The sequence below is a fragment of the Ktedonobacter robiniae genome, assembly GCF_016587375.1.
In the GTDB taxonomy this organism is placed as follows: domain Bacteria; phylum Chloroflexota; class Ktedonobacteria; order Ktedonobacterales; family Ktedonobacteraceae; genus Ktedonobacter; species Ktedonobacter robiniae.
In genome coordinates this window covers 781,382-801,618 of sequence record NZ_BNJG01000002.1, presented here as the reverse complement: position 1 = coordinate 801,618, position 20,237 = coordinate 781,382, and the positions used below count along the sequence as shown (strand labels likewise).

General features: G+C 53.0%; 17 protein-coding genes and 1 pseudogene. 15 read left to right on the top strand and 3 right to left on the bottom strand.

Annotated features, from left to right (window positions below):
• Positions 1-67: 67 nt before the first annotated feature.
• The 5 genes from JMJ04_RS24100 to JMJ04_RS24080 all read left to right on the top strand — a co-directional run bounded on the left by JMJ04_RS24100 (position 68) and on the right by JMJ04_RS24080 (position 6,792).
• Positions 68-2,482 (top strand): glycoside hydrolase family 95 protein, encoded by a 2,415-nt coding sequence (locus tag JMJ04_RS24100; protein WP_201372972.1) that lies wholly within the window; start codon positions 68-70, stop codon positions 2,480-2,482.
• A gap of 161 nt (positions 2,483-2,643) precedes the next feature.
• Positions 2,644-3,855: a sialate O-acetylesterase gene (locus JMJ04_RS24095; protein WP_201372971.1), complete on the top strand. Its 1,212-nt coding sequence runs from the start codon at positions 2,644-2,646 to the stop codon at positions 3,853-3,855.
• A 55-nt stretch (positions 3,856-3,910) separates the two neighbouring features.
• Complete coding sequence (locus tag JMJ04_RS24090) at positions 3,911-4,708, top strand: GNAT family N-acetyltransferase (RefSeq protein ID WP_201372970.1); 798 nt, start codon at positions 3,911-3,913, stop codon at positions 4,706-4,708.
• Positions 4,709-4,882: 174 nt separating this feature from the next.
• On the top strand, positions 4,883-5,815 hold the full coding sequence (locus JMJ04_RS24085; RefSeq protein WP_201372969.1) for a helix-turn-helix transcriptional regulator: 933 nt from the start codon (positions 4,883-4,885) through the stop codon (positions 5,813-5,815).
• A 122-nt stretch (positions 5,816-5,937) separates the two neighbouring features.
• Positions 5,938-6,792 (top strand): patatin-like phospholipase family protein, encoded by an 855-nt coding sequence (locus tag JMJ04_RS24080; RefSeq protein ID WP_236038600.1) that lies wholly within the window; start codon positions 5,938-5,940, stop codon positions 6,790-6,792.
• 32 nt (positions 6,793-6,824) lie between these two features.
• On the opposite strand, the pseudogene JMJ04_RS24075 reads toward JMJ04_RS24080, so the two are convergent.
• The 3 genes and pseudogenes from JMJ04_RS24075 to JMJ04_RS24065 all read right to left on the bottom strand — a co-directional run.
• Positions 6,825-7,348: pseudogene (locus tag JMJ04_RS24075) on the bottom strand (ISNCY family transposase); the annotation flags it as partial.
• A gap of 265 nt (positions 7,349-7,613) precedes the next feature.
• Positions 7,614-8,621, bottom strand: coding sequence for an aldo/keto reductase (locus JMJ04_RS24070; RefSeq protein ID WP_201372967.1), 1,008 nt, complete (start codon positions 8,619-8,621; stop codon positions 7,614-7,616).
• Between the two features lie 17 nt (positions 8,622-8,638).
• A complete protein-coding gene (locus JMJ04_RS24065; RefSeq protein ID WP_201372966.1) occupies positions 8,639-8,821 on the bottom strand; it encodes a hypothetical protein in 183 nt (60 codons plus the stop codon).
• A 372-nt stretch (positions 8,822-9,193) separates the two neighbouring features.
• On the opposite strand from JMJ04_RS24065, the gene JMJ04_RS24060 reads away from it, so the two are divergent.
• The 10 genes from JMJ04_RS24060 to JMJ04_RS24020 all read left to right on the top strand — a co-directional run bounded on the left by JMJ04_RS24060 (position 9,194) and on the right by JMJ04_RS24020 (position 20,230).
• On the top strand, positions 9,194-10,891 hold the full coding sequence (locus tag JMJ04_RS24060) for a peptide ABC transporter substrate-binding protein (protein WP_236038363.1): 1,698 nt from the start codon (positions 9,194-9,196) through the stop codon (positions 10,889-10,891).
• Between the two features lie 248 nt (positions 10,892-11,139).
• Positions 11,140-12,099, top strand: coding sequence for an ABC transporter permease (locus JMJ04_RS24055; RefSeq protein WP_201372965.1), 960 nt, complete (start codon positions 11,140-11,142; stop codon positions 12,097-12,099).
• A 23-nt stretch (positions 12,100-12,122) separates the two neighbouring features.
• On the top strand, positions 12,123-12,707 hold the full coding sequence (locus JMJ04_RS46840; protein WP_236038361.1) for a hypothetical protein: 585 nt from the start codon (positions 12,123-12,125) through the stop codon (positions 12,705-12,707).
• Positions 12,686-13,243, top strand: coding sequence for an ABC transporter permease (locus JMJ04_RS46835; protein WP_307811775.1), 558 nt, complete (start codon positions 12,686-12,688; stop codon positions 13,241-13,243). Before JMJ04_RS46840 ends, JMJ04_RS46835 begins: the two co-directional genes overlap by 22 nt.
• A gap of 309 nt (positions 13,244-13,552) precedes the next feature.
• Positions 13,553-13,696: a hypothetical protein gene (locus tag JMJ04_RS24045; RefSeq protein ID WP_201372964.1), complete on the top strand. Its 144-nt coding sequence runs from the start codon at positions 13,553-13,555 to the stop codon at positions 13,694-13,696.
• 395 nt (positions 13,697-14,091) lie between these two features.
• Complete coding sequence (locus JMJ04_RS24040; protein ID WP_201372963.1) at positions 14,092-15,132, top strand: LacI family DNA-binding transcriptional regulator; 1,041 nt, start codon at positions 14,092-14,094, stop codon at positions 15,130-15,132.
• 89 nt (positions 15,133-15,221) lie between these two features.
• On the top strand, positions 15,222-16,127 hold the full coding sequence (gene iolB, locus JMJ04_RS24035; RefSeq protein ID WP_201372962.1) for a 5-deoxy-glucuronate isomerase: 906 nt from the start codon (positions 15,222-15,224) through the stop codon (positions 16,125-16,127).
• Between the two features lie 14 nt (positions 16,128-16,141).
• A complete protein-coding gene (gene iolC, locus JMJ04_RS24030; protein WP_201372961.1) occupies positions 16,142-17,170 on the top strand; it encodes a 5-dehydro-2-deoxygluconokinase in 1,029 nt (342 codons plus the stop codon).
• Positions 17,171-17,184: 14 nt separating this feature from the next.
• Complete coding sequence (iolD, locus tag JMJ04_RS24025; protein ID WP_201372960.1) at positions 17,185-19,116, top strand: 3D-(3,5/4)-trihydroxycyclohexane-1,2-dione acylhydrolase (decyclizing); 1,932 nt, start codon at positions 17,185-17,187, stop codon at positions 19,114-19,116.
• 118 nt (positions 19,117-19,234) lie between these two features.
• Positions 19,235-20,230 carry a sugar ABC transporter substrate-binding protein gene (locus JMJ04_RS24020; protein WP_201372959.1) on the top strand — a complete coding sequence of 332 codons (996 nt, stop codon included), beginning with the start codon at positions 19,235-19,237 and terminating at the stop codon, positions 20,228-20,230.
• Positions 20,231-20,237: the final 7 nt, after the last annotated feature.

The following is a 20,237-nucleotide window of genomic DNA, read 5'->3' as shown; positions in this document are numbered from 1 at the left end:
GCCGAGCGGCTCGCCAGACAACCCTTCATCCCTTGTCCAAGTTGTCAATTGAAAGGAGTCGATACGCATGCACCAGGCAGCGCGTGTTCCACAAGTCAAACCTCCGCTAAAATTATGGTATCGCCAACCCGCCACACAATGGCTAGAGGCACTTCCGGTGGGTAATGGACACCTGGGGGCGATGATTCATGGTGGCATCAGAGAGGAGGTGTTTCAACTTAACGAGGATACGCTCTGGTCTGGCGAGCCATATGATACGGATAACCCTGACGCAGTTACCCATCTGCCTGAACTCAGGCGCTTAATTCTGGAAGAGCGTAACTATGCGGCTGCTCAGAAGGTTGCGCGCCGTATGCAAGGTCCTTATAATGAATCGTATCAGCCGCTTGGATATTTGCGTTTGAAGTTTGAGCAACAGGGCGAGGTCCAGGCATATCAGCGTGCATTGGATCTGAACACCGCGTTGGCAACGGTACAGTATAAAGCAGGTGATATCCTCTTCTCGCGAGAGGTATTCTCTTCGGCTGTAGATGATCTGCTGGCTATACGCCTGACTAGCGATACCTCTCATGCTCTTTCCTTGACTGTCCACTTAGAGAGCATACATCCGTTTACCTGCGCGCCCGCTGGCCCCAATGCGATCAGGATGACGGGCCGTTGCCCCAGGCACGTTGATCCAAGCTACATTTCTACAAATGATCCTGTTATTTATGACCACGGCGAAGACGGCCAAGGTATGCGCTTTGAGACACAGCTTCAGGCCATTGTTGAGGGAGGGCAGGTCTCTGCGGATGTAGACGGCACACTGCGAGTGGAAAACGCGCATACGGTGACCTTACTCCTTTCTGCGGCTACCAGTTACCGTGGTTTCGCCTCTCGTCCAGACCTTCCTGCGCCTGACCTGGAGCAACGGTGTGTAACCAGGCTCGCCGCGGGCATGAGCAAAGGGTATGAAGTTCTGCGTGCAGCGCACATCAGTGATTATCAATATTTGTTCCAACGCGTTACCCTGGATCTGGGCAGCAGTGAAGGGGGAAAACTTCCTACTGATGAGCGTTTAGCCGCGGTGCAAAAGGGGGCCAAGGATGATGCGCTGCTGGCCCTCTTTTTTCAGTATGGCCGCTATTTGCTTATAGCCAGCTCACGTCCGGGAACTCAGCCCGCGAATTTGCAGGGAATCTGGAATGATCAAGTACGACCTGCCTGGAGTAGTAACTGGACCATAAATATTAATACCCAGATGAATTACTGGCCTGCTGAAACCTGCAATCTGGCGGAATGTCATTCCCCCCTGTTCGACCTATTGGAAGAGGCCAGCGTGAGTGGGGAACGAACCGCGCAGGTTTATTATGGTTGCCGTGGCTGGGTCGCTCATCACAACATGGACCTGTGGCGAAATACCGCCCCAGTTGGCAACTGTAGCGGCGATCCGCAGTGGGCAAACTGGAACATGGGAGGAGCGTGGCTTTGCCAGCATCTCTGGGAACATTATGCCTTTTCGGGCGATCGCTCGTTTCTCTCCCAACGCGCCTATCCGATTATGAAGAAAGCCGCCCAGTTTCTGCTCGATTTCCTGGTGGAAGACAAGCAAGGGTATTTGACAACCTGTCCTTCAACTTCCCCAGAAAATCTCTTTCTGACTGCCAGTAGAGAACAGGCTGGTGTCAGTGCTGGTTCAACCATGGATCTCGCCATCATTCACGATCTGTTTACACATTGTATTACAGCAAGCCAGGTATTAGACATTGATCAGGGATTTGCGCATGAACTGGCGCAAGCACTTGTCCGTTTGCCGCAGCCAGCGATTGGCAGGTATGGGCAATTGCAAGAGTGGAACGAGGATTTTGCTGAAGTGGAGCCTGGTCATCGTCATATATCACACTTGTATGGTCTCTATCCTGGCGAGCAAATTACCTTTGAAAAGACGCCAGAGCTCTTCCAGGCAGCACGCAAGTCCCTAGAGCGCAGACTTGAACACGGAGGAGGGGCCACTGGTTGGAGTCGAGCCTGGGTAATCGCGTTCTGGGCGCGGTTGGGTGAAGGTAATGCGGCCCATGAGCATGCAATCCAGTTGCTCAAAGATTCGCTTGCTCCAAATCTCTTTGATCTGCATCCCCCCGTGATCTTCCAGATTGACGGTAACTTCGGCGCGACCGCTGCAATTGCCGAGATGCTGGTGCAGAGTCATGCTGGCGAACTGGCGATTTTGCCCGCCCTTCCGCATACGTGGAACGACGGATATGTACGCGGCTTGCGTGCTCGGGGCGGTCTTGAAGTCGATGTGGAGTGGAATAATGGGCATGCCATATCCGTCGTTCTGCGCGCAGAACAAGATGGGCGCTACCTGCTACGCCTTCCTCAAGATCAACAGCCAGTAGCCATAAAAGATCAGAGTGGTCAACAGATTCCATGGAGCAGTGAGCGTGGTCGCGTTGTCCTTGTGGTGCAACATGGAAAGAACTATACATTGAGCTTTCGCTAAAGTGCGTACTAGTACTTTGTCAAAGTTGATTGGAAAGGTGGGGAGTGCAGAGGGGCTGATGCCCCTCTGCGTCTCTCCCCTTGCCGACGCAGGCGGCGTGAAACCTTTCGGATGAAGATTGACAGAGCACTAGAGCATATTGATGAGGCTGTGGTGACAATATGACAAATACAAAAATTCAGAGCTATCAGGTATTCCAACGCGATGGCGATAATAAAGCGCGTGTAGATCAAGAAGATGGACAGGGGATTGTATTACCCGTTGGAGGCCCTTACACCGTAGGAAATGCGCAGAATATTCTAGTAGGGGATCTGTGGGTGCTCGCGGGACAGAGTAATATGGAAGGGGTTGGGAATTTAATTGATGTTGAGAAACCTTCGCCATTTGTGCATTCGTTACAATCACGCGAGGAATGGGCGGTGGCCGAAGAACCACTCCACTGGCCGAACGAGTCGCCACGCATTATCCATCATAAACTGATGGGCGCTGACGTTGTGCCTCATCCCTTGCCTTTCCATGATCCCATGCGCAAAACAGGAGCGGGCCTGGGCTTAGCCTTCGCGAAAGAGCGCTATATCCGGACAGGAGTGCCGATTGGACTGATCCCTGCCGCTCATGGTGGAACTTCTCTGGAACAGTGGGACCCGGAGTTACGCGAGCAGGGGGATGCATCGCTCTATGGTGCATTGCTCAAGCGAATTGAGGATGCTGGTGGCAAGGTGACAGGCGTGCTCTGGTACCAGGGTGAGAGCGAGACATCCTCCTTAGAAAACATAGAACGCTATCATCGCCGTATGCATGCTCTGTTGAAGGCTCTACGTCGTGATCTTCAACAGCCTGATCTGCCGTTTTACTACGTGCAGCTCGGCTGTACTGTGTCATATGACGCGGATGCCAAAAATTGGAATGGCATTCGGGAAGCGCAGCGCACATGGCCTCTCCTCCTGTCCCACACCGCGATGGTTTCAGCGATTGATCTTGAGTTGGATGATTCGATCCATATAGGTACTCAAGGACTGAAACGGCTTGGACGTCGCCTGGCGGATGTGGCTGACGGCCTGCCATCACCTCAATTGATAGGAGCGACGTTTGAGGCTGAACAATCTCGTATCCGGGTCTCATATCGCTATGTCCGTGGTGGCCTCCATGCGAGTGCTCGTCCATCAGGTTTTTCTTTGCGTGATCGTAACGAGAGAGAATTACCTCTCGTGCATAAGGTGTCCCTGGACGAGAATGCCGCTGTTTTACATCTTATTGACCGCCCTGTTCCACCTGATACGTTTTTATGGTATGGTTGGGGCTTGAATCCCTACTGTAACCTCACCGATGCTGCGGATGCCGCTCTTCCAGCTTTTGGCCCACTTCCATTGTGATACTCCGCAGATATTGTAGATGAATTAAGGCACAGAAAGGCGTTTCGTTCTTCCAATGATAACGAGTGTTCAACTAAAGCATCCCGATGAAATACAGCGGCTAAGGGATGACTACCTTCATACCCTCGTCGCTCCAATGGATGGAATGTGGGAAAGCGCGATTATTACGCAGGCAACTTTTTGGGAAGTACAAGTCCAAGAGCAACGGGCGGGATATTTTTGTATCGACTCCAACAACGATTTGCTGCGCTTTCACCTCATGGAAAGCTACCAGGCCCGGGCGCAGGAGATCTTTTGTTGGGTTATCTCGGCCTATGGCATCCAAGGTGCTATTGCGAGCACCATAGAACCCCTGTATTTCTCTTTATGCCTTGATATTCAGAGAAGCATTGCACTTCACAGTTATCTTTTTCGAGATAGTAGACCAGTCGAGCAACCGTTCAATCTCAGCAAGGGTATTTTCAGAAAGGCTGAAAAGAGCGAGTTGAGTGATATTGTGCGCTTTTATCAAGTAAATACGGAGGGGCCAGGAGAGTGGATTGAGGCATTTCTGAGAGCTCGTCTCGATTGTGAAGAATTGTTTGTCTTGTTGGATCAGCAAACACCGATAGCAACGGGGGAATGTAGGCCCAGTCAGAAACAGCCACCTTACGCAGACTTGGGGATGGTGGTGGCTCAATCGCATCGTGGAAGAGGTCTGGGTAGCTCTATGCTCATTCAATTAAAGAAACACTGTTATGAAGCTGGCTGGAAGCCTATCTGTTCATGTGAGGCTGCCAATCATGCTTCAAAGAAAGCCATAGAGAAAGCTGGTTTTATCAGTGAGCACAGAATGGCGAAGATACTGTTCTAAAAGTACGTTTCTTCGTAAAGCCATGCTTCTTGACAGGAGATGACTCCTTCAATGCGATACAGACCCGTGGAGCTACTCCATACGCCTTGCTTTCTCCCCAACGATCAAGTAAGATGGTGAACGCATCGATTTTGCTGAACAGATCGAAGAAAGGCCCACAACGAGAGTTTATAGATGAATCGTATTGACCGCCTGACCGCTATCCTTTTGCTCTTACAAACAGGCAAATGCAGCGCCGCAGAGATTGCCCAGCATTTTGAGGTGTCCCGGCGCACCATTCAGCGAGATATCGACGCTCTCTGCGAAATGGGCATTCCCATAGCCGCCGACCTGGGTGTCACTGGCGGCTATAGCTTACCACCAGATTACACCCTGCCCCCGCTCGCTTTGACCTTGCACGAAGCCCTCTGGTTGCGCCTGGCACTGAGCAGTCTCTCTCAACTTAGCGCGACTCCCTTCAAACAGGAGCGCGAATCGCTGCTCGCCAAAATCCAGACCTTGCTGCCCCAACGCGAGAGCGAGCATCTTGAACAGCTCACACACACACTTTCTCTCAACGTCCCCTCTCTGCCCTATCCGACTCCGTTTCTCGATCAGCTTCTGGAAAGTGCACGCGAGCAACAGTGGGTCTGCGTAACCTATCGCTCCGAAAAAGGTGTCTCGCAGCAAATGATCCTGCCGACCTACCTGCGTACCCACGAAGGTCTCTGGTACTGCGATGCCTACTCCCATGAGCGCCAGGCATGGCGCATCTACCGAGTTGACCGTTTTCTGGACGTGAAAACCGCCCCATCGCCTCCACCACCATTGGAACACCCTATCCCAATTCCCACCCGTGAACATCCTTCATTTCCTGAGATACGTGTCCACCTGACAGCCCGTGGCGTTCTTCGCCTGGAACGCAATGCTTATCTGGGTCCCCGCCTACAACGTCAGGACAATGACGAAGGATTGCTTCGTTTGCACTGGCGACCAGAGGAGTACGATTGGCTTGTGCGCGTCTTATTGAGCCTGGGCACCGACGCCGAAATACTTGCTCCAGAAGAGTTGCGCACTCGTGTTCAGCAAGAGGCTCAAAAAATTGCTCGTCACCACACGGAATTATGACATAAGGTTGTCGCCATTCTCTTGCTATACTCTCCCATAGATAAGTGATGAAAACATTACTGCGGAGGAAGAGAATGCACAACGATCAGCCCGATTTTGAGCAATTCAGAGGGAATACAACGATGACAACACACGCGTTAGTGCTCGGCGGAGGGGGAATAGTAGGAATTGCCTGGGAGACCGGGCTGCTGGTGGGGCTGGCGGAAGCCGGGATAGATATTCGCAATGCCGACTTGTTTGTGGGAACTTCGGCAGGTGCCAATGTGTCAGCACAGATCACCAGTGGCCTTGCACTGGATGAACTCTTCCAGCGGCAGGTTGATCCAGCGTTACAGGCTCACGAACTGGCACCGCAGCCGGACTTTGAGAAGATGCTCGCTGAATTCACACGTGCTTTCAAAGAAGGAGGAACCGGTTCAGAGATTCTGCAACGCATCGGCGCTCTGGCGTTAGCAGTTCCTACAGCGCCAGAGGCCCAACGCCGGGAGGTAATTGTCTCACGGTTGCCGGTGCATAGCTGGCCCCAAAGCCGGTTAGAGATCGTGGCTGTTGATGCGCAGAGCGGCAAACGAACCATTTTCAAACAGGATTCTGGGGTTGAGCTAGTTGACGCGGTAATGGCGAGCTCCGCGTTACCCTATGCGTATCCTCCGACTACGATCAATCAGCACCGCTATATCGATGGCGGGTGCTACTCGATAGCAAATCTGGACCTGGCAGCTGGTTTCGACAAGGTCCTGGTACTCCAGCCCGACCTACCTCCATTCCCTTTCCTGGAAAGCCTGGATGAGCAGAGAGAGCGTTTGCAGCGCGAGGGAGCGCAGATAGAGGTGATCACGCCCGATGAGGCAATAAAGGCTGCCCTGGCCTCCGTTGGAGGCAACGCGCTCGATCCCTCTCTGCGAGGAATCGCCGCCAATTTGGGACGAGAGCAGGGCAAGCACGAGGCGGCTCGCGTGGCTGCTCTGTGGCAATAATCGGAGGTGTCTGTTTCCTGCCGCATCTCGTCAAGCAAAGATTGATAGTGCGCTCGCACCTCTTCGGCAGATTGTTGTTCAGCGTTGGTGAGAAGATGTGCCGCTCGGTGCACCCACTTGTATCCAGCTTGCGCGTCGGGCCACAAGGCAACAGTGGCGGTTAATCCCTTTTTGAGAAGGCAGTACAGGCGCTCAATCTCTGTTGGGAGGCCCCCTTTTTTGCGACCCATTCAAGGGAGGTTGCGATGAGAGTCAACCGATCGTGTAGCCTCAGCCCAGAGGCAGTCAGTGGGGGATGCCCATCATCGGTGAGGGCACTGCGGACGGCCAAACAATAGCTGCGAATGACCGTAGCTATCTCATCACTGCGTTTCTCAATCCCACGCTCAATGGGGCGAACGCCGCGCACCTGCTTTTTCAATTCCTTTTTGGCATGACGATCTGCCTTGTAGACTGGTTTGGCTGCTTCTCGCAGATAGTGAAAGTGACACAGTTGATGAGGCACATCCGGCAGTGAGGAGGCGACCGTCTTGCGAATGGAGTGTTGCCCAGAAGAGGGCGACTCATAGACTCCTCCTTGTCTGGATGCATCGGACATTCATAGAAGTTCCGACGCTTTTCCCTTTGATTTCTCTGTGAAGAGGTTGCCTGAATGGCGAAGGAGTGGCGTCTCAATTCGTCACCCACTCACGTTCCCAGACCACTCGTTCCCCTCAGCCAGACAACTGAGGGGAACGTAAGCAAGATATGTGGCGGGAGCCGAGGCATACTGGGAAGCACAAGCCAGAAAAGGTCGTCTCCAATGACCACAAAAGCTGGGTTTAACGTGAAGCAATCTCAGCCTGGCTGATCCGCCCATGTTCTTCTTCCGTCAATTGCCAGCCGAGCGCTCCAGCGTTCTCGCGCGCCTGTCGGGCATTTTTTGCGCCAGGAATGGGGATCACGCACTCGTCTTTCATCAGGAGCCAGTTCAGCGCCACCTGTGCACTCGTTTTCTTGCGCGTACGGGCAATCTCCTCCAACACCACAAACAACGGCTCCAAGCGCTCACGCTGGAGAACACGAGGGGGCGAGAGCAGGCGCTTCACGGCTGGCGTTGACCCTCTGGTGTCCCCGAAGGGATCAAGCCTGTGAAAGATATTCAACTGCCTGGGGGCTGATGTCTCCTGGCTGCGATACTTGCCAGTCAGGATGCCTTTCTCCAACGGATTGTACGCAATCAGCGCAACTTGCAATTCTCGGCAAGCATCCAGTACCCCATTGGTCTCAGGATAGCGATGCAACAGGTTGTAACGGACCTGATTGGAAGCGAGCGCGATCTCATGCTGTGCCAGGCGTGCATGTGCCTGACGCAGCAATGGAGCGCTGTAATTGCTAACACCAACCGCGCGGATCTTCCCCGCGTGGACCGCTTCCGCCAAGACATCCATGAGTTCCTCCACCTTGAGGCGAGGTGAGGGCCAATGGATTTGATAGAGATCGATCTGCTTGATTTCCAGACGCGCCAAACTTTGGTCTAGAGCATCTAGCAAGGAACGCTTCCGAGAAAAACGGGTGAGTGGGGGCGCAAATTTGCTGGCGATGAGGATAGGGCGATGATCGACCTTGAGGCACTCACCCAACAAACGCTCTGATGCCGGGTACGGTTCAGCCGTATCAAAGAAAGTGAGTCCGGTATCCAGACACAGGCGATAGGTCTGGAGAATATCCTCGCGGGTGTGTGACGTTCCGTAACCAGCTTGCTTGTCGCCCCAACTCGCGACGTCGGTTCCCAGAGCCGGGACAACTAGTTCTGATGCCCCTAATTTCCGTTGATCCATAGTAAGCATATCGACTCCATTGAATGCTATGCGATAAACGCTTGGGCGAAGCGGCGACGAGAATCCAGTTGGACAGCGTCAGGAAAAATGATCTGGAGTTCTTGCACGCCTGCCGCCTCGTAGGCTGCTATGCGCTTGCGGATGGTTTCAAGGGTGCATGTGGTTTCGCCTTTCCTCTGTTCAATCTGAAAACTGGAGTGAATGTTCATGATCAAACAGATGTCTTTTGCTCTCGGATGCTCTCAAATCGGTTTCAGTCGCGCTCGATGATGGGCAAGATCAGATGCGAAGGGGGCGCTTCATCATGGTAGATCCGAATTTTTCCCCTACTTTCCCTCTAAAGGATGTAGAGCCAACAATTCAAATATAAATGCTCCTTTTGTATTGTGAGATTTGAATAATTCAAAGCGTAATCTTATATGGTTACTTGTTTCTTCCTTGCTTTAACTATATTTTTGTTCATTTCCGCCGTAGTAACGTGAATAAAAATATAGATAGGCTTCTCTCGAATCAAAGAACTGGCCCATCCTTTAAAGCTTTGGTTCATTGTAGGCGTTTTTATTTTTCAAGGAGAAAAAAGCTTGGAACCTGGAAAGAAACCTGTCTTGTTCCTGATGACCTGTCTATGCCTGCTCACGATGTTGTTAGCGGCATGCGGTGGTGGCTCCTCTGGACCCTCCTCAACAAAGGCTTCGGATGATAAGCAAACATTGCGTTATCCAGTTGTAGGTGATCCAGATATTAACACCTTTGACCCGGCCCTCGTTCAGGATACTGACTCCAATTTCCCTATCCAGGCCGTCTTTACGGGCCTGGTCACCCTGGACGCCAATCTACAGGTAAAACCTCAACTGGCCGAGAGCTACCAGCAGTCCGATGGAGGACTGACCTGGACCTTCAAACTTAAGCCCAATCTGACCTTTAGCAATGGAGATAAGCTCACTTCAGAGGACGTCGTGTATAGCATCAATCGCACGATCGATCCTGCCACGAAGTCGAGTGTCTCTGGTTACCTTCAGCTTGTCAAGGGTTATAAGGACCTGAGCGGCGGCAAGGTGAAGACCCTGATTGGCACGAGTTTGCTGGCCCCCGATCCTCAAACAGTAGTCATTAAGATTAGCCAGCCGGCAGCTTACTTCTTGCAGACCCTTTCCTATCCAACCTCCTATGTGGTCAACAAGAAACTGGTCGAGAAATATGGCGCACAGTGGACCGACCATGTTGAAGAAGGTGGCGGTGCTGGCCCCTGGAAGGTAGAAAAGTACACCCACAACAAGGGTCTCGAACTGGTACGTAATGACGCGTACTATGGGGCGAAACCTCAGATGAAGAGACTCTCAGTGATCTTCTATAAGGACCAGGACTCAATGTACCGCGCCTTCCAGGCTCAGCAGCTCGACTTCACGCCTGTTCCGTCAACAAACCTGGAGCAGGAGCGTAGCACGCCTGGCTTTAAAGAGACACCTATCCTGACCATTCGTTATATTGCGATGAATTACCTGGTGAAGCCCTTCGATAATATCAAAATTCGCCAGGCTTTCGCGCTTGCTATTAACAAAGACCTGATCGTGCAGAGCGCCATGAAGAACGCCTTTACGCCTTCAAACCATGTTATTCCCAAGGGCATGCCTGGTTATGACGAGAATCTTACTGGGCCGCTTGGCACGGGCACCCAGGGCGATGCGAATAAAGCAAAGCAAGTCCTGGCTGAGGGGCTCAAAGAGGCGGGCTACGCCAGTGTCTCCGCGCTCCCCCCTATTACGCTCACGTTCTACCCACGCAACCAAAACTTTAAGGATGCTCTCACCGCGATTGCGCAAATGTGGCAAACGACATTGGGCATCAAGGTGAACATCGACGTTGTCACGCGCCCTAAACTGCTCGATCTGACGACCGCCACCAAGAACAATGGTTCCCTTCAGATGTGGCAGGCTGGTTGGAACGCTGACTATCCCGATCCTCAGGACTGGCTGACGCTCTTCTTCGACAAGGGGCAGGACTACAACCAGTTCAACTATGGTCAGAATAAGATGCAAGATACCAGCGCTCAGTTAGACGTACAGAAGAAGTTGGAGCAGGCTGACCAGGAACAGGATGCTACCAAGCGTATGCAACTGTACAACGAGGCCGAACAGCAGGCGATAAACGATGTTGGTTGGCTTCCTCTCTGGCAGGAGAAGGTCCAGTATCTGGTCAGGACAAACGTGCAGAATCTTTCGCTCAATTCGCAGCAATTGATTCCACCAGATGACTGGAGCAAAATCTATATCACCCAGTAACGTTTACCAGGTCCGGTACCATTCGCGTTTCTATGCGTTGGAACTTTCAATGGAAAGCTCTCTCACATAGGATGCGTCACCAGGCGGTTGCTGTTTGCAGAAACACATTTCTTAGGCTATCTGCGAATGGCAACCGCGACCTATGCACTTTTTACGCGCACGACTACTCTGCCGTCCTCCACGCGCGCCGAGGAGTGCCCATGGCATAGCGTCAAGAACAGACCCTGAAGAACTATGGGGAGTGTTGTATGATTCGCTTTCTGCTAAAACGGCTCATTGGCCTGCTATTTGTCGTTGTTGGGGTCACACTTATCACCTTCTTTATGGGTCATTTCGCGCCCGGAGACCCCATTCGCGTCTTGCTTGGCGACCACCCGAACGCGGTGCTGGAGGCCCAGCTCAAACATCAGTATGGCCTGGACCTTCCCTTATATCAGCAATATCTCAACTATATGGGACACCTGATCAGGCTTGATTTTGGGCTTTCATTTCGGAGTATCAATCGCCCCGTTTGGGATATTCTCAAAGATGGCATACCAGTTTCTCTTGAGTTAGGCTTATGGGGTCTCTTTCTGCAATTACTGCTTGGTATTCCCCTCGGCGTGGCCTCCGCGCTGCGAGCAAACACCTGGGTAGATACGTTCAATATGGGCCTGGCGCTGGTCCTGTACGCCATACCAGTGTTTATCTTTGGTGTGCTCTTCCAATTGCTCATCATCTGGATGGACAAGCAGACTGGTTTGCGCTGGCCCGTTACGCAATGGGGAACGCCATGGCAATACACCTGGCAGGATATACAGTATAAGCTTGCCCCTATTCTGGTCTATACGGCGGCAGGTATGGCCTACTATGCGCGTCTCGCTCGTACCAGCATGCTTGAGGTGTTACGCCAGGACTACATCCGTACGGCTCGCGCCAAAGGACTGCTGGAAAATGCCATTGTCTATCGCCACGCCTTTCGCAACGCGTTAATACCACTGGTGACAGTGATTGGCGTCTCGATTGGGTTCCTGGTAACTGGTGCCTTCTTTACCGAAAAAATCTTTAACCTTCCTGGCATCGCGAATCTAACCCTGGAGGCGATTGATTCGCTGGATTACCCGGTTCTCCAGGCGACAACGGTTATGCTGGCGTGTAGTGTGGTCCTTGGCAATCTGATCTCAGATATCCTCTACACGGTCGTCGATCCACGTATCAGAGCGGAATAGAAGCGCGAGGTAAAGTTATGGACATGGATACCAGGGATAATATGGAAGCCAGCAAGGAGCGTGAAGAACAGGTCGCACAACACCTGGAAGAAACACCATCTGTTGAAGCTGTGACTCCGCCTCCTGTCGATCTGCTGGAGGTTGAAGGTGACGGTACGCCAGAGAAGACAACGTTGCCACCGCTTCAGAAGCCCCCTACGCCTCTACAGGATTCACTCAGGCACTTACGCCGCGATAGACGAGCCATGATCTGCCTGGGGATCATCGTATTCTTCGTGCTGCTTGCCATCGTAGGGCCTCCTATCTATCAGCACGTTGGTGGCGACTACAACAGCCCTATTAACGGGAGAGTTCCTTCCACGGTCTATCATAGCTTCTCGCACCAGGAGCTTAATCGCCTCGATGAGGGACCATCGGCGCAGTACTGGCTGGGAACTGATCGTATCGGGCAGGATCTCTTTGCCCGGGTCTTGCAAGGTTTGTTGATATCAATCCTTGTCGCCGTGCTGGTCGAGGTCGTCAACGTGCTACTGGGCCTCATTGTGGGCGTCCTTGCTGGTTACTATGGGGCTGGACTGATTTTCTCCTGGCCCGCTTTGCCGACCTGATATTTGCCTTTCCTGGCCTCCTCTTCGTCATCCTGCTGACCGGCATTTTTGGGACGCAGGCTGACGTAACGTTGTCTCGCGTCCCCATCCTGGGACCAAACGGTAACGCGCGTCTGATCCTGGTTTCGATGGCGTTGGCTCTCACCTCCTGGCCCCTCATGGCGCGCTATGTACGTGGGCAAACCATGCAGATCAAGCAACAGCAGTTTATTGAGGCAGCCAAAACAGCGGGTTCGAGTGACTTTAGCATTATCGTGCGACATATCATTCCCAACCTGCTTAGCGTGGTTATTATCGTTTCGACCTTGAATATATCCAATACCATTATTAGCGAAGCTGGTATTAGCCTGCTGGGGTTAGGGGTTCAGCCTCCCGGTGCGAGCATTGGTCTGATGATCTCAGATGGTGCGACCCTGTTGAGTACGCACCCCTGGGAAGCCTTGCTTCCTTCGGGAGTACTGGCAGCTATTGTGCTGGCCTTCTCATTTCTGGGGGACGGACTGCGCGATGCTTTCGATCCGCGCACAAAAGATTAATCATCCTCCTAATGGTAGGTTGTTGAGTAGGGATTTTGACTTGTTTTAATCCTATTTCCCTTCTTCCCCCTTCCACAAATTCTGTTTTTCTGGTATCATATACTCATTGTACATGTTCCTCTGTCCCACCTCGGCTTGGCTGAGTTGCTGGGGATATCGAACGCACAAGGGTTGTAATGTGTCCCGCGTGTGTTTCCCTCCGATTAAGCAAAACGAGGTCAGCAATGATCTCTCGGATGGGAAGGAACGCAAAAGCACATGCGCAAAGCACGACTCTTCAATGTTCCGCTTCATTCGAAGGAGTGAGCAATGCCCACGAACCCGAATCCCGAGAACGTCCCGGACCCCAACCAGGCCACGATCGACGCGATCGCGGCAAAGATGGCTGAGGCAGCGGCCGAGGCGGCCCGTAAGGCGGCTGAGGCAGCCAGTCAGGCAACGGAAAAGAAGTGAACGGCAAGGAGGCGTGACAGACAGGCGTCGTCCACTCGCGCGCGCGAGTGGACGACGCCTGTCGCGCTTGTACTTCCCTTTGCACAGTTCTCACTTTCCCAATTCTTTCCTCATCTACCGGTACTTCGTTGACAAAGGGAGCCGCGTCTGATTTTGATCATTTATCCTAAGCCCTAAATCAACCTTTCTGTACACTGCTCTAGGCATGGGGGGTTCTGACTAGAATGTTGCGTTAGCACTTGACAAAGGGGAAGTTGATTCTTATGCTTAATATTAGTGAATATATTCCCCATCGTGCAAAAAAAACTCCGGATGCAGGCACTTTTATTTTTTTCTTTTATGCACACGTGTGCATAAAGATTTCTTGTGAGGATCTCTCGTAAAGGGGGCAAGCGTTGCGCCGACAAGAGGTTTCTATTGCCGATATCGCTCGCGTTGCCGGCGTCTCACACACGACCGTCTCGCGTGCGCTCCGCCAGAATCCGCTCATTAGCGCGGATACACGCGAGCGCATCCGGAAGCTGGCCGATGAAATGGGTTATACACCCAATGCTATCGCGCAAAGCCTGCAAACACAGCAATCCAGCACTATCGGCCTGGTCGTAACCTCGATTGCTGATCCCTTCTTTGGCGATGTTGTCAAAGGCGTTGAGGAAGTGGCGCGTGCCGCGCATTTTAGTGTTTTGCTCAGTGCCTCTTATAACGACCCTCAAAAGGCTACAGATATCATCGAAACCTATCAACGTCGACGCGTCGATGGTATCCTGGTCGCATCATCGCGTATTGCTACCAATTACAGCCACCGCATTTCCCATATCCGCATTCCCACTGTCTTAATCAATAGTCAGGGCGAGTTACAGGCCAGTCAGCTGCACTGGATTGCAGTAGATGATCACCAGGGCGCGCAGCTTGCCGTCAACCACCTGCTGCAACTCGGGCATCACGCTATAGGCTATCTGGGCAGTAGGAGTCGCCCAGGTTCAAATCAACAACGGCTTCAGGGATACATAGACGCGCTTGATCAGGCTGGTATACAGAGGCAAGCAGCATGGGTGATCCAGCCGCCATGTGATGAGGCCTCGCAGGATGAAGATATAAGTGTGGGGCAGAACGCCCTGCTCGATTTGCTCGGCGCAGGTGTTACTGCTGTTTTCTGTTATAACGATATGATCGCTATTGGTATGCTGACAGCATGTCACGAAAAAGGGATCGCGGTGCCACAAGACCTGAGTATCATCGGCTTTGATGATATCCAGATCGCCAGTTGTATGACGCCGCCATTGACTACCATTCATCAGCCCAGAGTAGAACTAGGACGCCTTGCGACTCAGGTAATGTTAGACCTATTGAGTGGTCATCCAGGTAAAAATCATAGCCTGCCCCCATCTCTTGTGTTACGTGGCAGCACCGCGCCATTGCGAGAGCAGTATCGTTAGTACCGCGGCCATGCGGCTCTATCAGACCGGCCTGCCTGTAGACCTGTAATGTGTATAAGCAGACAAGTAGATATGAGAAAGGAATTGATATGCGGCAATATGATGCAAGCAACCTGATTGTTCATTCTGGTAATGTACATGATGCCAATGTTATCGTCGAGGTAACAGCGGAGATGGCGGGCTGGGATTACCTCCATTTTCAGGTGCAACACCTGTCTGCGCGGGACACATGGACGTTTGCCACAGGCGAGCGTGAACTGGCATTGGTAGTCCTGGGTGGTCGTATTCAGGTTGAATCGAATCGCGGTCAATGGTCCCACATTGGGGAACGCGAGAGTGTCTTTGCTGGTCTACCACACGCGCTCTACCTGCCACGCCAGACGACGCTGAATGTTCGAGCCGAAACGGAGTGCGAATATGCCGTTATTTCTGCTCCTGCAGACCAGGATTTCGCACCATGCCTGATCACGCCACACGATATCGCTACCGAGATTCGAGGTGGTGATAATGCCACGCGGCAGATTAACAATATCATCCCGCCCGGCTTCTCCTGTCAGCGGCTCGTCGTGGTAGAGGTGTATACGCCCGGCGGTAACTGGTCGAGTTATCCTCCGCATAAGCACGATATCCATAAGACGGACATACACGGTCAAGTTGTGGAGGCTGACCTCGAAGAGGTGTATTTTTATAAGCTGAGCCGCCCTGAAGGGTATGCCTATCAACGTATCTATACCGATCCTGAGTCACCCTTGCACCAGGCTGGCTTTCCCATCGATGCTCTCTTGATGGCGCATGATAACGATGCAGTGCTGGTGCCAGAAGGGTACCACCCCGTTGCGAGCCCGCCCGGCTACACGACGTACTACCTCAATGCTCTGGCTGGTAGCGCCCAATCTCTGGCGAATAGCGAAGATCCGCGCTACGTGTGGGTCAAGGAACACTACAAAGGGCTTGACGAACGTATACCGCTCTACGAGATCAAGCATAGGCTATAGCATAGGAGAAAGGCATGAATACGGGCAAAAAATATGATGTCGTGACAATGGGGCGCTCGTCGATTGACCTCTACTCGAATGATATTGGTGCCCCGTTTGTGGGGATTACGGGTTTCGCCGCTTACGTTGGCGGCTGTCCAACGAATATCAGCGTGGGCACGCGCCGCCTGGGATTGAATGTCGCATTGCTCACGGCGGTAGGAGAAGATCAGGTAGGCGACTTTATTCTGCATTTTCTCATGCGCGAAGGGGTCGAGACGCGTTTCATTCCGCGCAAACCGGAGAGACGCTCTAGCGCGGTGGTACTGGGCATTGAGCCGCCGGACCGCTTCCCGCTGACCTATTATCGCGAAAATTGCGCCGATATCGCCTTGACTATCGACGATGTGCTGGCAACACCCATCGCCGACAGCTGCGCGTTATTGATCAGTGGCACGGGCCTGAGCCAGGAACCAAGCAGAAGCGCGACCTTGTTCGCGGCTGAGATCGCACATCAGGCGGGCGTAACCGTGCTGCTGGATATCGACTTTCGCCCTGACCAGTGGCACGACCAGCGCGCCTTTGGCGTGACGCTGCGTTCGGCGCTACGCCTGGTGGATGTCGTTTTAGGCACTGAAGATGAAATCAACGCGGTCATGCTGACCGATGTGAGTCAGATACGGCTCACCCATTCCCAGATTTCGGATGCGCGGGTGAGTGGTGATAGCCAGGCTGCTATCCAGGCCATGCTGGGGCTGGGGCCACAATGGGTCATCCAGAAACGGGGGGCTGAAAGTTCTCTCGTTCACTCTACCTCCAGTGATCGCCTTGCCGGGCCACTATCGGTGCCAGGTTTTCCAGTGGAGGTGCAGAATATCCTGGGCGCGGGCGATGCCTTTGCCTCTGGTGTGCTGTATGGTCTGGTCAATGGGTGGGATTGGTATAAGACAGTGCGCCTGGCAAATGCCTGCGGAGCTATTCTGGTGACCCGGCATGGGTGCGCGAACTTTATGCCTACTTACGATGAGGTGATGGCTTTTATTCAGGATCACGGCGGATTCTAATGCTCGCGGGAAGGATGCTGTCAACAACCCCTGGATCCATCATAGGGGTTTTCCAGAAGCGGAGGTTCAGTAAGTTGACGACGATGACAATGGCCCAGGCACTGATCGCCTTTCTCAAGAATCAGTATATCGCGTGTGATGGCGTAGAAAGTCCCTTTTTTGCTGGATGTTTCGGCATTTTCGGCCATGGGAATGTCGGCGGTATCGGTCAGGCGTTGCAACAAATGCCCGATTTTCGCTACTATCAATCACGAAACGAGCAGGCAATGGTACACGCCGCTGTGGCGTATGCCAAAACGAAGAATCGGCTGCAAGCGTTTGCCTGTACGTCATCGATTGGCCCGGGCGCCACTAATATGCTCACGGGAGCGGCCACAGCCACGATCAATCGCTTGCCAGTGCTGCTCTTGCCCGGTGATATCTTCGCGCGTCGCAATGTCGCACCCGTTCTCCAGCAGCTTGAGTTTGAGCATTCACAGGATATATCGGTTAACGATTGTTTTAAGCCAGTGAGCCGCTACTGGGATCGCATCAGTCGCCCCGAGCAACTCTTGACGACACTGCCCGAGGCTCTGCGCGTACTAACCAGTCCCATAGAGACCGGCACGGTAACGCTGGCCCTCCCACAGGATGTGCAGACCGAGGCATATGCATATCCTTCGGAGTTCTTCGAGCGCCGCACATGGCATATAGCGCGCAATCGGCCAGATCGCCGCGCACTAGAGCAAGCCGCCGCCTGGATTCGCGCCAGTGAACGGCCTCTGATTATCGCTGGAGGAGGCGTGATTTACGCGGGGGTGACGGAACTGCTGTGCAATTTCGTCGAGCGTTCGGGGATTCCCGTCGGAGAAACAATGGCTGGCAAGGGTGGCCTGCGCTATGATCATCCGCTTAATCTTGGCGCAATAGGCGTTACCGGCACCTTCGCCGCCAACCGCCTTGCGCGGGAAGCTGACCTGGTGATTGGCATCGGCACGCGCTACAGCGACTTCACAACTGCCTCGAAGACGGCTTTCCAGCATCCCAATGTACGCTTTATCAATATCAATTGCGCCGAATTCGATGCCTTCAAGCACCGAGCCTGCCCCCTGGTTGGGGATGCGCAAGCGACGCTAGAAGAGCTTCAGACACTTCTGGGAGACTATGCGGTTGCGGTTGACTACCGGGAGCAGGCCGAGCGACTTCATAGTGCCTGGGATCGTGAAGTGGAGCGGATTTATGAACTGCGTAATGAGCCGTTACCATCTCAGGGTGAACTTATCGGTGCTGTCAACGAACTGAGTTCACCTGACGCTATTATGGTCTGTGCCGCGGGTAGTCTACCCGGTGACCTGCATAAGCTCTGGCGGGCGCGTCATCCCAAGAATTACCATCTCGAATATGGGTATAGCTGTATGGGCTACGAGATCGCAGGTGGCCTCGGCATTAAGATGGCCGCGCCCGAGCGCGACGTGTATGTGATGGTAGGGGATGGTTCATATCTCATGATGAACAGCGAGATTGTTACCTCCATTCAGGAAAACTATAAATTGATCATTGTGTTACTGGATAATCATGGTTTCAAGAGCATTGGTAGCCTCAGCCGGTCATTGGGCCAGGAAGGCTTCGGTACACGCTATGCCTATCCGGAGAATGGTGCCTTGCCCGGAGACGTGCAGGGCACAGAGGTTCGTCCTCTGCCTGTTGATCTGGCAACGAATGCGCGTAGCCTTGGAGCACATGTCATTGAGTGCAAAAGTCACGCGGATTTTGTTGCCGCGCTTGAAGCTGCCAAAGCAGTTGAGCGTACAACAGTTATTTATGTGCAGAATGATCGCTATCAAGAAGTCCCAGGCTACGAAAGTTGGTGGGATGTACCAGTTGCGGAAGTCAGTACAAAGCCGCAAGTAGAAGTAGCCCGCGCCCAGTGGGAAGAAAAGCGCCAGCAGGAGCGCTACTTCCTATAACATGCCGCTATGGCCTCAATGACGTGGACAAGCGGTTAACCCGTCCCTGGCTAGCGAGAACCAATCACTACATTAGTGTCTTTGTAATAGCCACTGTAGTTCTTCAAGGAGGAGAATAATGAAGCGGTTCTGCCGTATAGTAGCCCTGGTCGCGACCCTACTGTTTATCCTTACTGGTTGCAGTGGAGGAGCGAATAGCTCCCAGAATGCAGCGCCCTCTGGGAACACTGCTCGCTCCAACCTACGCTTTGTTGTCATCACGCATGGACAGGCATCGGACCCATTCTGGTCGGTCGTCAAAAAAGGCGTTGATCAGGGAGCCAAAGATATGGGAGTGAAGGTCGAATACCAGGCTCCCGGAACCTTTGATATGGTTGCCATGGCGCACCTGATCGATGCCGCCGTCGCCTCTAAACCTGATGGCCTGGTCGTCTCCATCCCTGACGCGAACGCCCTTAGCCCTTCAATCCAGAAGGCCATAGCGGCTGGTATCCCGGTTATTTCCATCAATTCAGGAAGTGACGTAGCGAAAAAACTTGGTATTCTAGTCCACGTTGGACAGACCGAGTATGAAGCTGGCCTGGGTGGTGGTGAGCGTATGGCGAGCTCGGGTGTCAAGCACGCGCTGTGTATCAATCAGGAAGTCGGCAACGCTGGACTGGATGCACGTTGTAAAGGCTTCACCGACGCGATGGCGAAAGCCGGAGCCAAAGTTGAAGTGCTTGCTGTGAACCTGGCGAACCCCACGGAATCGCAGCAACGCATTGAGGCAGCCCTTAGAGCCAAGCCTGACGTAGATGGCTTGATGGCTCTCGGACCAACCGGAGCTACACCGGCCCTGAAGGCTCTACAGGCTCTCAATAAAGGCGATAAAGTCAAGCTTGCGACCTTTGACCTCTCACCGGACGTATTGCAGGCCATCAAGGGTGGTACTATGCTCTTCGCCATTGATCAGCAGCAGTATCTCCAGGGCTATCTTCCCATTGTTCTCCTGACCCTGTACCGGACCAACCTCAACACTATTGCGAATGATGTCTTAATGACCGGGCCGGGCTTTGTCACAAAGGATAACGCGGATAAGGTCACTCAGCTAGCGCAGCAAGGGACGCGTTAGTGGGACA